Annotated in this window: 13 protein-coding genes; 5 read left to right on the top strand and 8 right to left on the bottom strand. The window is 60.7% G+C overall.

All coding sequences use genetic code 11. The features are described from left to right. From J2D77_RS12715 to J2D77_RS12700, 4 genes are all read right to left on the bottom strand, one after another. A partial coding sequence (locus tag J2D77_RS12715) for a hypothetical protein (protein WP_207846678.1) occupies positions 1-702 on the bottom strand: 702 nt, incomplete at its 3' end. Then, on the bottom strand, positions 699-1556 hold the full coding sequence (locus J2D77_RS12710) for a hypothetical protein (protein ID WP_207846677.1): 858 nt from the start codon (positions 1554-1556) through the stop codon (positions 699-701). The genes J2D77_RS12710 and J2D77_RS12715, both read right to left, overlap by 4 nt. Further along, complete coding sequence (locus tag J2D77_RS12705) at positions 1556-1885, bottom strand: hypothetical protein (protein ID WP_207846676.1); 330 nt, start codon at positions 1883-1885, stop codon at positions 1556-1558. The genes J2D77_RS12710 and J2D77_RS12705 overlap by 1 nt, the downstream gene beginning before the upstream one ends. A 338-nt stretch (positions 1886-2223) precedes the next feature. Then, the gene (locus tag J2D77_RS12700; RefSeq protein ID WP_207846675.1) at positions 2224-2832 is read right to left on the bottom strand and encodes a TetR/AcrR family transcriptional regulator; all 609 of its coding nucleotides are present in this window, start codon (positions 2830-2832) and stop codon (positions 2224-2226) included. 88 nt (positions 2833-2920) lie between these two features. Between J2D77_RS12700 and J2D77_RS12695 the strand changes: the two genes are divergently transcribed. Together J2D77_RS12695 and J2D77_RS12690 are read left to right on the top strand one after the other, a co-directional pair. Continuing rightward, positions 2921-4339: a coniferyl aldehyde dehydrogenase gene (locus tag J2D77_RS12695; RefSeq protein WP_207846674.1), complete on the top strand. Its 1419-nt coding sequence runs from the start codon at positions 2921-2923 to the stop codon at positions 4337-4339. Continuing rightward, positions 4336-5043, top strand: coding sequence for an NAD(P)H-binding protein (locus J2D77_RS12690; RefSeq protein ID WP_207846673.1), 708 nt, complete (start codon positions 4336-4338; stop codon positions 5041-5043). The genes J2D77_RS12695 and J2D77_RS12690 overlap by 4 nt, the downstream gene beginning before the upstream one ends. Before the next feature lie 86 nt (positions 5044-5129). Here the strand turns inward: J2D77_RS12690 and J2D77_RS12685 are convergent, their stop codons facing one another. Further along, positions 5130-5711 carry a TetR/AcrR family transcriptional regulator gene (locus tag J2D77_RS12685; protein WP_207846672.1) on the bottom strand — a complete coding sequence of 194 codons (582 nt, stop codon included), beginning with the start codon at positions 5709-5711 and terminating at the stop codon, positions 5130-5132. Positions 5712-5832: 121 nt separating this feature from the next. Between J2D77_RS12685 and J2D77_RS12680 the strand changes: the two genes are divergently transcribed. From J2D77_RS12680 to J2D77_RS12670, 3 genes are all read left to right on the top strand, one after another. Further along, positions 5833-6813 carry an SDR family NAD(P)-dependent oxidoreductase gene (locus J2D77_RS12680; protein WP_207846671.1) on the top strand — a complete coding sequence of 327 codons (981 nt, stop codon included), beginning with the start codon at positions 5833-5835 and terminating at the stop codon, positions 6811-6813. A 74-nt stretch (positions 6814-6887) separates the two neighbouring features. Continuing rightward, positions 6888-8021: a metallophosphoesterase gene (locus tag J2D77_RS12675; protein ID WP_230975769.1), complete on the top strand. Its 1134-nt coding sequence runs from the start codon at positions 6888-6890 to the stop codon at positions 8019-8021. A 191-nt stretch (positions 8022-8212) separates the two neighbouring features. Beyond that, positions 8213-8554 carry a hypothetical protein gene (locus J2D77_RS12670; RefSeq protein ID WP_207846706.1) on the top strand — a complete coding sequence of 114 codons (342 nt, stop codon included), beginning with the start codon at positions 8213-8215 and terminating at the stop codon, positions 8552-8554. 537 nt (positions 8555-9091) lie between these two features. Here the strand turns inward: J2D77_RS12670 and J2D77_RS12665 are convergent. From J2D77_RS12665 to J2D77_RS12655, 3 genes are all read right to left on the bottom strand, one after another. Next, on the bottom strand, positions 9092-10351 hold the full coding sequence (locus tag J2D77_RS12665) for an NAD(P)/FAD-dependent oxidoreductase (protein ID WP_207846670.1): 1260 nt from the start codon (positions 10349-10351) through the stop codon (positions 9092-9094). A 124-nt stretch (positions 10352-10475) separates the two neighbouring features. Next, the gene (locus tag J2D77_RS12660) at positions 10476-10715 is read right to left on the bottom strand and encodes a DUF3297 family protein (protein ID WP_207846669.1); all 240 of its coding nucleotides are present in this window, start codon (positions 10713-10715) and stop codon (positions 10476-10478) included. Positions 10716-10816: 101 nt separating this feature from the next. Then, positions 10817-14158 (bottom strand): efflux RND transporter permease subunit, encoded by a 3342-nt coding sequence (locus J2D77_RS12655; protein WP_207846668.1) that lies wholly within the window; start codon positions 14156-14158, stop codon positions 10817-10819. Positions 14159-14241: the final 83 nt, after the last annotated feature.

Here is a 14241-nt window from a genome sequence, read left to right as displayed (position 1 = left end):
GCGATGGAGTTCGCGCTCGGCTTCGCGCCTCGCGCCGCGATTGTTATCGTTTCCAATGATATGCAATGAAATAGCCACTTCCCGCATCTCACGGTTAGTCGCCGCAACCCGGCGGAACAGCGGCATGGCATCACGCTTGTGTCCTTCGCGCAGCATTACCAAAGCTCGGAGGAAAGTAGTCTCTACTGCGCCCTCGGGGATGACATGATTACGCTCCTGCTCTGCCGCCAGCTTCGCGCCAAGCCATTGAGCGCCATTGAATGGTCCCCTTGATGCTGCGCTATAATGTTCAAGCGCGGCCTGAACTGCGCCTGTTCCGGCGAAATGATAGGCCTGTCCGGCCTCGGTAAACAGGTAAGAGGGTATCTCTGTACCTGCCCGCTGCCGATTTGCCTCGACCTGCCCGAGCGCGAGCAGATCCTTATGAATCTCCTCGCCTGTGGCTTTAGGCAGAAGTCTCTTCTTTCCGACAAGCTCTTCTCTCAGCGCCGGCAAGAGGTTCCATTCACTGTTTCGAGGCTCGGTCAGGCCGGAATACTTAAAACCCGCAATAAACTTTTCAGCGCTTAGACCTGGAACAGGAACCTTCTGGTAGATGGCAAGCGCCACGGCATCGGTCAGACTCTCGGCGCAGGCGAGTGCAGCAAGCGTCGTCGCTGTTCCCTCCGGCGTTCCATCGAGAAAGGAGGATAGGCGGCTCAAGCCTCCCCCCTGTCTGACCTGGCTTGCAGCCTCCAGAACAGCTTTGCGAGTCCTTCCTGGACGGCCAGAACCGAGTGGCCGTGGCTGGAGATTATGCCGTCTGCGGCCACACCCACTTCCTCCCGCATGTATCCGGCCTCTTCGAACAGACCAAGAATGTCATCATACACACAGTTCTCTCTGACCTCGTCACCTTCGATTGCCGTCGGCAGTGTCAGGCGCAAGCTTGGAGGCGGCGCATCAGCATGCGGACGATTGCCACATTTCGGGCCAACAAAATAAATGAGAAGCAGGCTTTGGCCGCCCGCCCTTTCTAGTCCGGCATACCAGAACTGCTTCCAGAACCTCGCCTGTTCGCCCTGCGTCATATCGTTCACGACCACCATGAAATGGCCACCGTCATTCACAAAGCGGCGCACCCCATCACAGACGGCCTCTATTCTTTTTCCTTGGGCGTAAGGCGATTGGTCGAATCCGTTTACAATCGTCAGCCCAGCTACGCTGATTGTAAGATCACCGCTCGCGCTGTTTTGTGACAAAACGTTTCCATCATAGGGCGCAACCTTGGGAAAATCGACAACAACCCCTCCTTCGCCCAGCTTCCTCGCGAATGCGTTGATCTGGTCGTCGACCGTATATGTCGTGCTCCATGCGTCATCTATGCGGAGTGACAGGCAACTCCCATTGCCAGGTGCCCGAAAATCTTCCTTCAGAATATGATTGAATTTTGAGGGAGCTGCATCCTCTGAGGTGAAATTGATCTGAACAACCCCTCCTTTTCCTTCGAGAAAGGGACGCAATCTCTTGAACTCGGACTCCCAATCGACACGAAAGACATTTGCCGCCGGAAACATCAAAACTTGCTGTCCGAAATATTAATCTTGACTTTACCTTCAGCCTTGTTTTCGGCAAGAACGGCCCCTTGGCTGCCAGTCGCGTCTACGTTATTTGCGATGATCTCCATATCTTCCCCGGCGTTATTCCCAGTGAGAATCTGCCGTGCTTTTTCGGAAGAATCCGGCTTGGCTCGCCTGAGCAGGTGGGCAATTACACCAGCACCAATAAGCACCGCCACAGCGGAGGCCCACTTCCACGGCGGCGCTAATCCCAACAGATAGGGTTCCAGTAGGGCAAAAAGGAATGCTGACGCCAGTCCGATAAGTAAGTCAGCAATAACACTCATTCTATTGTCTTTGGCATTTAAAAGGTAAAATACATATCTTTCCTTTTGCTACAAAATCGCAAGTCCTGTCAATATCGCGTCCTCCGTTGAATTTCCGTCGGATATTGTGCCGTTGCGTATCTGGCAAGCCTGTTTGACCAGCACCTAGGCGGACAGTGGCCGTCACACGCAGTTTAATGAACGGCAGAAAACATCGTCTAGCCGCTCCAAACCGGACATTCCGCTTCCCCCCCCTTAACTGCTTGTCGGAAACAGAGCAGACAGGCAGAAACGCCTGCATGCTGGTCATCAAGGAAAGCATTACTAGTTCCGAAAAGCGGACGGTGTGCGGTAGTCTATCACTTGCTGCAGCACATGCCGTCCAGCAACACATCCAGCGCGGCCGGAACCGGCGCTGATCCGACCTTATCTTCAAGCAACTGGTTACTGATCGCCAGCATGGCCAGTCCGTGCACCTGCGCCCAGCTTGCCGCCGCCAGGGCGCTGACGGCAACCGGCCGGAAGCTTTTATCGCGTTGTCCCCTTTCCAGAAGACCCAGAAGAATCCCGTAGGTACTCATGGCCGCGTCATGGAGTTGCGGATCTATCGTCTTGTCGGCATCGGAACTGAACATCAGGCGATAAAGACCGGGGTTTTGACAGGCAAACCCGATACAGGCCTGCGCCGTAGCCATGAATTGCGCGCGCGTGGAAGGAAGATCCGGGCACATGGCCTCGGTCATGCTCTCCCCAAGCCTGACGAAACCAATCCGGGCCAGTTCCCGAAGCAACTCCTCCCTGTCGCGGAAATGCTTGTAAGGGGCAGCGTGACTGACCCCCGTGCGTCGCGCCACTTCCCGCAGGGTGAAGGTCCAGTTCTGGTCCGCGGCCAGCATGGCAAGTGCTGTGCGGGTCAGGGCGCGGCGCAGGTCACCATGATGGTAGGGGCGGTCCTTGGTTTCACTCATTCGTGAGGTCCATGTTTACAGAAGAAACTTTTATTGACGCCAGATCGTCATACTCCATATTCTGCCAGCACAAGTTTCTTCTGTAAACATGGAGGCTGCAATGCCCGATGTTACGCCTGCCGACCTGCACCATATTCTTGACCGCCAGCGCGCCGCGTTCCTGCATGCCGGACCACCCGGTCTGAAACAGCGGCGGGCCGATCTGCGTCTCCTGAAAGCGGAAATCCTGAAACGGCGCATCGATATCGTACGTGCCCTGAAAACGGATTTCGGCCAGCGGTCGGAGCGGGAAAGTGCGATTGTGGAACTGATCCCGCTGGTGCAGTCGATCAATTACATGATCGCGCATGTGGGATGCTGGATGAAACCGGAACGTCGCCACGTATCGGCCTATTTCCAGTGCGGTCGCGCCTGGGTGGTCCGGCAACCGGTGGGCGTTGTGGGCATCATCGCTCCGTGGAATTACCCGCTCTCCCTCGCCCTTGTACCACTCGCGACGGCCATTGCCGCTGGCAACCGGGCCATGCTCAAACCATCAGAATTCACACCCGCCACATCAGCGATGATTGGCGAGATCGTTCAGGCCATCTTTCCGCCAGAACAGGTTTCTGTCGTGACCGGTGGTGGCGAGGTAGGGGCCGCGTTCTCAGCCCTGCCGTTCGATCATATCCTGTTCACCGGCAGTACGGCGGTGGGAAAAAAGGTGGCGGAGGCGGCGGCACGCAATCTCACCCCCGTCACACTCGAACTGGGCGGCAAGTCTCCCGTGGTGATCGAACCCGGCTTTTCCATGCGGCGGGTGGCGGACCGTGTGGCGTTCGGCAAGCTGACCAATGCCGGGCAGACCTGCATCGCGCCGGATTATGTGCTGGTTCATGAAAACGACAGGGAAGCGTTTGCCACGGCTTATCAGGCGGCCGTGAAAAAGCTGCATCCGGGCGGTTATGTGGCGTCTTCCGATTATACGGCCATCCTCAACCAGCATCACTATGAGCGGCTGAACGGTCTGATCCGTGATGCTGAGGAGCATGGCGCGCAGGTCATCCGGATGGGCAGCGATTCAGCCGCCAGCCATGTCCTTGCGCCGGTTCTCATCCTGAACGTCAAACCTGAAATGGCGGTCATGCAGGAGGAAATTTTCGGGCCTGTGCTGCCTGTGCTGACCTACGGGAACCTTGATGAAGCAATTGCCTTCATCAATGCCCGTCCCCGCCCTCTGGCCCTGTATTATTTTGGCGACAACCGTGCTGACCGCGACAGGCTTCTGAAGCGCACGGTTTCGGGAAACGTGACGATCAACGGCACATTGATGCATTATGTGCAGGACGATCTGCCCTTTGGCGGCGTGGGGGACAGCGGCATCGGGGCGTATCATGGAAAGGAAGGCTTCATGGCGCTCACCCATGCCCGTGGCGTGTACCGACAGGGGCGTTTCAATGCGGCAACGCTGCTTAAGCCGCCGTTTGGCAAGTTCACCGACACCATCACAAATCTGCTCCTGCGATGACAACGCGCGTTCTGCTTGTCGGGGGCACCGGCCTTATCGGGCGTCTCGTCGATGCGGACCTCGCCATGCGGCCCGATATTGTTGTGACCAGCCTGACGCGTCGGACCTCATCCGGCTCCGATCATGTCATTGATTTCGAGTACCTGTGCGCGGCACCCGAAACGACGTTGCGGGCTGTGGCCCCAACTGGCGCTGACGTGGCAATTTCCTGCCTGGGCACGACATTGCGTGCCGCAGGATCGCAGGCGGCGATGTTTCGCGTCGATCACGACTACGTCCTCGCTTTCGCCACAGCGGCACATGCGTCTGGCGCGCGCCAGTTCATTCTCGTATCCTCCGTAGGCGCGGGCGGTCCCGGTTTTTACCTCAGGACCAAGGGCGTGATCGAGCGCGACATCCGGGCGCTCGGTTTCAGCCGTGTGGACATCCTGCGCCCCGGAATGCTGCTGGGCCACCGTGCACAGGCACGCCCGATGGAGGCGATCGGTCAGCGCCTGGCGACGGCACTGGCACCGCTCATGGTTGGCAGACTTGCCAGATATGGCGCGATTGATGCGAAAACCGTCGCGAAGGCGATTGTCGGGCTCGTGGGGCAGGCGGCAGACGGATGCCAGACATATGACAATGCGGACCTGTGTCGCATCGCCAGTCAAACTGCCCGTTCACGAGATTATCCAGGTGGGAACAGCGGGATCACGAATTAAGCAGACAGGCAGCACTCGCCTTCCCATCCGACGTCGGGAACACACATGCGATGTGCAAAGCGGATAAACTCGTGGCGCGTGCGTCTTTACGATACCGACGAGCGCGAACCCGCGATGAGAATGTCGACGAGGCGCTTCGCACTGTTCTCCCAGCCGGGACCGGCGGAAAAATTCGAAACGCCCGCCAGAGCACGAAGCAGATCCAGGGGCTCGATATCGGCGCGTAAGTCACCGGATGCGATGGCAGCGGAGACAAGGCTGTTGACCGCGGCTTTGAGAATATCGCCGGAATGCGCGTAGAGAGCCCCCGTCCCCCCGACAAGCCCGTTGAGCGCAGGGGCGATGACCTGCTTGGCGGCGATGTAATCCACGAACAGACGCATCCATGCGCGCAGCGCCTCCACCGGCGGATGTTGCGCGGCCAGAACCGGGGCCGCTTCGGCAAGGCGGTCCAGTTCAGCGCGATAGACCGCCTCGATCAGAGCATCACGACTGGGAAAGTGACGATAGAGCGTGCCAATGCCCACACCCGCGCGCCGTGCGACTTCATCCAACGGAATGTCCACTTCGCCCATCGTAAACGCGGTTTTGGCCACTTCCAGAAGATGCTCCCTGTTGCGCCGTCCGTCGCTGCGCGGTCGGCGGCGAGGCTTTTTCACGTCAGTCACCTTTCCTCCCCTTGTTAAACGGAGTAATCCTCCGTATATATAAAACGGAGCGATACTCCACATAAGACATCCAATGCCGTTTCGGCAAGGAACGGATGCACCATTTCAGGGAGGTCCACCCATGACTCAGATTTTTGACGCAACCTCGACGACTGACGATGTTCTCTCCGGCGTGTCTCTGACGGGCAAGCGCGTTCTCGTGACCGGCGTTTCCGCCGGATTGGGTGTTGAAACGGCCCGGGCGCTGGCGGCTCATGGCGCGCATGTCGTGGGTGCGGTGCGCGATCTTGCAAAAGCGGAGCGCGCCACCGATCAGGTCCGCGCAGCCGCGGCGCAAGGAGGCGGTGCGTTCGAACTCACCGCGCTGGACCTTGCGGACCTGGCGAGCGTGCGCGCCTGCGCCGACCGTCTGAACGCACAAGGCGCGCCCTTCGACCTGGTTATTGCCAATGCGGGCGTGATGGCGACGCCGTTCGGGCATACGAAAGACGGGTTCGAGACGCAGTTCGGCACCAACCACCTAGGACATTTCGTCCTGGTCAACCGGATTGCCGGACTGCTGCGTGAAGGCGCGCGGCTGGTCAACGTGTCTTCGGCCGGACATCGCTTTGCCGACGTTGATCTGGATGATCCGAATTTCGAACATACGCCTTACGCACCGTTCGTGGCCTATGGGCGCTCAAAGACCGCCAACATTCTCTTCGCCGTCGCATTCGACGCGCGGCATCGATCACGCGGCGTGCGGGCGACGGCGGTTCACCCCGGCGGGATCATGACGGAACTGGTGCGGCACATGGCGCCTGGTGAGATCGAAGCCATGGTGAGCCAGATCAACGACCAGGCCGTTGCCGAGGGGCAGAAGCCCTTCCAGTTCAAGAGCATCCCGCAGGGTGCTGCAACCGCGGTATGGGCCGGCGTCGTGGCTGAAGCCGATCCGGTGGGCGCCCATTACTGCGAGGATTGCCACGTCAGCGATGTGATCCCGGACGGCCAGTCGATCGGTCTGGGCAGTGCGGGCGTACGCGCCTATGCTCTTGATCCCGCACGTGCCCAGGCCCTGTGGGCAAAGAGCGAGGAGATGGTCGGGGAACGCTTCGCCTGACGCGTTCGCGCGACCAATACTTCGGCACGGCCACTCTTACGGCTGTGCCGTGACGCTGACGGTTCCACCTATCCATGAGGGTGTCCATACTCGTGCGCATTATCGTATTCGGCCTGCTCCTGTCGATCGTGATCCTGAACTGGTTATGGCCGCTCCCTCTTCCGGGCGCCGTGAAACTCCTGGTGGCCGCCTTCGTCATCGTGGCGTCGCAGTACCAGTTCTGGAGCAGGCTTTCCTCCGGATCGGTGTTCGCGCCGGAATTCCCGAAACCGCTCATCATCCTGTTCAACTGGGCAGTCGGGACGATCCTGTTTCTCACGCTGCTTCAGCTCGCGCTCGATCTTGGCGCGCTGGTGGTCGCGTTGGTCGCATGGCAGCCGGTTCATATCGGCACCGAAGCCCGTGTCGCGGTGGCGGGGCTGGCCGGGGTGCTCGCGGCCATCGGCGTCACCAATGCGCTGCGGGTACCCCGTGTCAGGGACGTGACCGTCGCCATACGCGGATTATCCCCGCTGTTCGATGGATACCGACTGCTCCAGTTGAGTGATCTGCATATCTCGCGGCTCTTCTCTGCAGGATGGGCCGCTCGTGTCGTGGCGCGAGCCAACGCGGCGGGTGCCGATCTGATCGTCGTGACGGGGGATTTCATCGACGGGTCGGTGGAGATGCGCCGCGCCGATATCGCACCGCTTGCGGGGCTGCGCGCGCCTGACGGCGTAATGGCCGCTCCGGGCAACCATGAATATTTCTTCGATTATGCGGACTGGATGCGCCACCTGTCGGCACTGGGTTTCGATGTGCTGGAAAACCAGCACAGGATCATCACGCGCGGCGCGGCCCATCTGGTGATCGCGGGCGTGACGGATCGCTCGGCACGCAGACACGGTCAGGTCGCACCGGATCTTGACGCCGCGTTGGCGGACTGCCCAGCCGGTGCCGCGGTTGTTCTGCTCGATCATCAACCGGGTGACGCCCGGGCCGCGGCGGCTCGGGGCGTGGCGCTTCAGCTCTCGGGTCATACGCATGGCGGGATGATCCGCGGCCTCGATCATCTCGTCGCGCGGGGCAATAACGGCTTCGTCTCCGGACGCTACCAGGTGGGCGGCATGACGCTGTATGTCAGCAACGGCACAGGTCTATGGCCCGGCTTCGCGTTGCGCCTGGGCGTGCCAGCCGAAATCACGCGGTTTCATCTGCGGGCCGGATAGGGGGCGAGGGCGGAGCACAATTTCTTCCCGGCCCCCGACCCTTTCTGGGAAGGGGGCTATTCTCATTCTGCAGGCAGATCGGAAACGCAGGGCTGCACGAGATATCGAAATTACAATTATTAAAAAAGAACATAATGGGATGACTTACTATGTCCATACCGTTAAATTGTACTGATCATGAGTATCATGAAATGTTTCCGCGCTTGGGTAATCTCGGCACAGGCCCGTTCGGCGAAGACGCCGATACTTTTGGAGATACCCTAGCGGAAGTCATTCAGGATGAGCCGCAGACTCGTGGTCTTCCGTTCAAAATAGAAACGATCCAGGAATTAAGAACTTTACTTGCCGGCAGTGATGAAGAAATCGACCGTGTAACTCGGGCTTTGATTCGTATAGATCCCACGGCGGATGTTGAAGAACCACCCAACTGGGGACGATTTCCAAGCTTGCGGGCATTCTGGTCCGCTGTCCTGCACGTTTTTGAAAATGACCCCGAGGTGCAGGCGGGAAGAGAGATTGACCCCAACGCGTAGGGGCAGGTCGTTCGCCAATACGGATATCTGTTTTCATGCGCTGGCGTTCCTGAAGCGGGCTTTCCGCTATTCCGCCGAAACTGTCTGTCGGCATGACGGAAAGGGAGCGGCAGGCGACAGGCGTCCCCATTTCGGTCGTTTTAAAGTATTGTATCAGTGTCGGTTCGCAGATGCTTTTCTGACCTGATAAGCAAAGGTTTGGATAGAGATAAGATACTGCATATGCTGCGGTGACGCATAATCTTATTCATGAAATCTGGATGGACCCAGATAAAAATGGCCAGATGCTTCCGGGTCTCTGTCTTGCGGGACCAAGGGACATAGCCACGTAGTATATTTTTATTACAGCCGAGCAGATTGGAATGCCGAGAAACAATTTTTTTTGAATTACGGACTTGCTGCTTTCCCTATCCAGAACTGCTGAGGATACGTAGGAATACTCATGGAAAAAGAGCCGTCTCCATTAAAGGGGAAGGCTCTTTTGTATCGGGCGACTTGAGGGCAGGCCCACGCCGGTGGGCCATACCGAGGTTTTGGTCAGTTTTTTGCCCATTGTGGGTGGTGCGGCAGGTCGATATCGCGGCCCTTTAGCATCATGTCCCAATAGACACGGGGGAAAACCGTGGTTTTCAGGAACCAGGCGAAGCGGCTGGGCTTGCGCTGGTCGTAGGGGAAGCTGGGGGCGGGTTTGCCGCCGTACAGGAATTCCGCCAGCACGATCTTGCCGTATCCGACCGTAAGCGGGCATGCACCATAGCCGTCATACGTGCCGGACAGGGGCTTGCCATCCAGCGAGGCCAGGAGATTGGCCGTGACCACCGGCGTCTGCGCGCGGGCGGCGGCCATGGTCTTGGCGTTGGTGGTGTTCATGACATCGCCCGCGCCGAAAATGAACGGATAGCGCGTGTGCTGTAGCGTGGCGGGGTTGACTTCCAGCCAGCCACCGGCATCGGCCAGCGGGCTTTTCTTGATGAAATCGGGCGCACTTTGCGGCGGCGTGACATGCAGCATGTCGAATGTCCGCACCTCGTGCGTGACGGTGCCGTCGGGCGCTGTCACCGCGAAGGTGGCCTTGCGTTCGGGGCCGTTCACGGCAATCAGGTTGTGCTTGTAGCGCAGGTTGATGCCGTAATAATCCACCGCTTCCTGCAAGGACGGGCGGAAATAGGCAACGCCGAACAGCGCATCGCCTGCAAGGCAGAAATCCACATGGGTGCGGTTGAGCGTGCCCTGCTTGCGCCAGTAATCGGCGGCCAGATAGGCGATTTTCTGCGGGGCACCAGCGCATTTGATCGGCATGGGCGGCTGGGTGAACAGGGCCGTGCCGCCCGATACGGACTGAATGCAGGTCCAGGTATATTCCACCGTGTCCTTGGAATAGTTGGAGCACACGCCGTTGCGGCCCAGCGTTTCCTTCAGCCCTTCAATCTTGTCCCAGTCCAGTTGCAGGCCCGGGCAGACCACCAGCCGGTTATAGGCGATCACACGCCCGTCTTCCAGCGTCAGGGTATTGTCGTCGGGCTGGAAGCTGGCGGCGGCCGCGCGCAGCCATGTGCAGCCGGTGGGAATAACCCCGCCTTCCTGCTCCAGCGTGGAGCGCAGCTTCATGGCCCCGGCCCCCACCAGCGTCCAGCCCGGCTGGTAGGCATGGGTTGTGGCGGGTTCGATAATGGCGATGTCGAGCGATGGGCGTTCCCGCTTGAGGCGGGCGGCAACGGCAATCCCTGCTGAACCGCCCCCCACGATCACGACGGTAAACCGCAGATCGGGGGTCGCGCTGTCTTGTGTCTGGGTCATGGAGTATCTCCCTTTCCTGTCACGACGTTGTGCGCATTATCCTCAATATAAACAATTAAATAAAGTATTTAATTGTCTGCGTGGCATGTGCTGGGGGCAGGTCAGTCCCTGGGGCGGTCCCCATTCAGTCTTTCAGCCAGACCTCGACCGGGCCGGTCAGCTTCATGGTCAGCGGGTTGCCACGGCGGTCGACGGTCTTGCCCACCGCCACGCGCACCCAGCCTTCGCTGACGCAGTATTCTTCCACATTGGTTTTTTCCACGCCCTTGAAACGCACGCCAATGCCGCGCGACAGCAGGGCTTCGTTGTAAAAGGGGCTTTCGGGGTTAACGGACAGGCGGTCGGGCAGGGTATCGTCGGACATTTCGGTTCTCCTGTAGTGCCGGGCCGTATCCGTGCCCGGCTTCCTGGCCAGTCTCTTAGAATCTTTTGGCACGAAAGGCCATGTGGCGCGCGATCATGCGCCTAGCGGGGCTTGCAGGTGCTTTCGCGCCCGGGGCGGGGGCCGGGCAGGCGGCGGCGCAACGCGGCCCAGCCCCGCCGGGTTCGGGCGGAAAGCCGGTGCATGAGCACATAGACAGCCGGGGTGGAATACAGGGTCAGCAACTGGCTTGTCGCAAGGCCGCCCAGAATGGCAATGCCCAGCGGCAGGCGCAGTTCCGCCCCGTAGCCCCGGCCGAAAATAATGGGGGCGGCCCCGAAGGCGGCGGCCAGCGTGGTCATCAGGATAGGGCGAAAGCGCGTCAGGCAGGCGCTGCGGATGGCCTGGGTGGGCGAAAGGTTCTGCCCGCGTTCGACATCGAGCGCGAAATCGACCATCAGGATGGCGTTTTTCTTGACGATCCCCACCAGCAGGATCACCGCGATCATGGAGATCAGCGAAAAGGCCTGCCCGCACAGCCACAGCGTGAAAATGGCCCCCACGGCGGCCGAGGGCAGGGTGGACAGAATGGTTAAGGGCTGGACGTAACTTTCATACAGCATGCCCAGCGTCACATACATGGTCACGATCGCCAGCACGAACACCAGCAGTTCATTGACCAGGTCCTTGTGCAGGTCTCCCGCCTCGCCCGAAAACTTGCCGCGAATGCTCTCGGGCGCGTGCAGGTCGGCCAGGGCCTGGGTAATGGCGCGTTCGGCATCCCCCAGCGCCGCGCCCTTGGCCAGGTCGAAAGATATGGCCGCGGATATGGACCCGTCCTCATGGCTGACCTCAAGCGGGGCGGGCGTTGTCGCCAGATGCACCAGCGTGCTGAGCGGGACCATGGTTTCCGTGCTGGCGGAAACGGCAGACCCGTTGGAAGCCCCGTTGCCCCCACCCGCCAGCCTGTTGGCCGTGGCGTTGCGGAAGGACTGCTCGTTCAGGCTCGCGACACTGGAGGTACTGGTCTGCGTGCCGTCGCGCACGCGGATGGTGTTCGACGCCGCAGCCCCCGACGCCGTGCCCCCGGCGGTGGAAACCCGCAGGGTCTGCAGCGCCTGGGGCGTGTCGCGGAACGGCAGGGCCACCGACATGGTGACGTAATAGGTGGTGAAGGGCGTGGAAATGGTCGAGGCCACCCGCTGGCCATAGGCATCGTAGACCGAATTGCCGATCAACTGTGGGGTTATCAGGAAGCGCGCGGCCATGTCGCGGGCGATCTGCACATGCAGGGCGGTGGAGCCCCCGCTCAGATGGCTGCTGACCCCGCTCAGCACCGGGCTTGTGCGCAGGGCCTCGGTTATGCGGGGCACCCAGGTTTCGATCTCTCCATCCCGATCGCTGGTGAACACATAGCTGTACGTGCCTTCATGCTGTCTCTGCCCGCCGCCGTTGATATCCCCCGCGTTCGAAAGGCTGACATCCAGCCCCGCAATGCCCGACACGCGCTGGCCGATGCGCGCGGCAATGCTTTCGGGGGTGGCGGTGCGGTCGGCCTTGTCCTTCAACTGCGCGAAAATCTCGGCCTCGTTGGCGGTTTCCTCCCCCGTAAAGCCGATGACGTCGGCCACGTCCGGATCGGTCATGGCGGCCTGGATCACCGCGCGCGTCTTGTGCGCCATCACGCTGAAGGAGGTCGTCTGGTCCGTGCGCAGGGCACCCTGGACCAGGGCGATATCCTCGGCGGGCAGGACCTCCTTGGGCATGATGACCAGCAGCCCGATGGTGGCGGTAACGCTCAGCGGCAGGGATGTCACCATCAGCCACGGGCGGCGCAGGCTCCAGTCCAGCGTGCGGGCATAAATGGTCACCGCGCGGGCCAGCAGCCAGTCCGTGCCGTCGGCCAGCCAGTGCGCGGCACGCACGAACGGGTTGGTGGACGGCGTGGGCGGCGCATCGTGGTGGGCATGTACGCTCAGCAGGCGTGCGCACATCATGGGGGTGAGCGATATGGCTAGGAAAAACGAGAGCGAGACCGCAATGCTCAGCGTCATGGCGAATTCGAAGAACACCTTGCCCGGCACCCCGCCCATCAGCAGCATGGGCAGGAAGACCGCGATCAGCGATATGGTGATGGACAGGATGGTAAAGGTGATTTCGCGTGCGCCAAGCAGCGTGGCCTCCATCCGATCCATGCCGCCTTCCATGTGGCGGGCAATGTTTTCCACCACCACGATGGCGTCATCCACCACAAAGCCGGTGGCGATGGTCAGCGCCAGCAGGGAAAGCGTGTCCAGCGAAAACCCCATCATCCCCATGATGGCGACCGACCCGGCGAGAGAGACAGGCACGGTCACGGCGGGGATGAAGGTCGAACGCCAGCTTCGCAGAAAGGCTAGCACCACCACGACCACCAGCAGGACCGAGACAAGCAGCGTCTCCTGCGTGTCGGCCAGGGCCCCGCGAATGGAAATGGAACGGTCCGACACCAGCGTGAAGCTGACATCGGCAGGCAGGGTGTTGCGCAACTGGGCCGCGCGCGCGCGTATGGCGTCCGTCACCTCGATCACGTTGCTGCCGGGCTGGGCGCGGATAATGGCCAGCACTGCGGGCTTGTCGTTCAGCCACCCGGCCTTGCGTTCGTTCTGCGGGCCGGTGCGCACCTGCGCCACGCTGGCAAGCCGCACGGGCCTGTTGTCGCGATAGGCAATGACAAGGTTGCGGTACTGTTCGGGCGTGCGTGCCTGATCGTTGGTCTGCAGAACCATGCGCTGGCCGCCGGAATCGATGAACCCCTTGGGCGTATTGGCGTTGGCCGAAGCCAGGGCGGAGCGGATATCTTCGAACCCGATGCCGAAATGGTAGAGAAGATGGGGGTTCATTTCCACCTGCACGGCGGGCTTGTCCGACCCCACGACTTCCACCCAGCCAACACCCTTCACCCCGGCCAGTTGCGGCTTGAGCTGGGTCTCGGCCAGGTCGCGCAGCACGTAGGGCGGCCGCAGGGGCGATGTCAGGGCCGCTACCATGACCGGGCTGTCGGCCGGATTGGCCTTGTAGTATTGCGGCGGCATCAGCAGCGTCGTGGGCATGTCGGCACGGGCGGCGCGCAGCCCGGCCTCCACATCGCGCGCGGCCCCGTTGATATCGCGCGCGTTATCGAAGAACAGCAGGATGAAGACGCTCGAATCCGTGGTGGTGGAGCGCATGCTGGTCACCCCGGCAATGGAGCCCAGCCTGCGTTCGAGCGGGGTGGTGACCGCACTGGCCAGTTGCTGGGGCGAACTGCCCGGCTGCGTGGCGATGATATAGATGACCGGCACCGAGATATTGGGCAGGTCGGCCACGGGCATGGTGCGGTAGGCGAACAGCCCCGCAACCATGAAAGCCAGGGCCATCAGGGTGGTGCCGACCGGGCGCATGATGAACAGCCGACTGAATAACACCCTGTATTCTCCTTGCATTGGGGGCAGGAAGGGCAGCCTTCCTCTCTGGGGTCATGCCCCGGCCATGGCAGGGCATGTCACGC

The organism is Acetobacter garciniae (assembly GCF_017377735.1).
In the GTDB taxonomy this organism is placed as follows: domain Bacteria; phylum Pseudomonadota; class Alphaproteobacteria; order Acetobacterales; family Acetobacteraceae; genus Acetobacter; species Acetobacter garciniae.
This window is presented reverse-complemented; position numbering and strand designations above follow the sequence as displayed.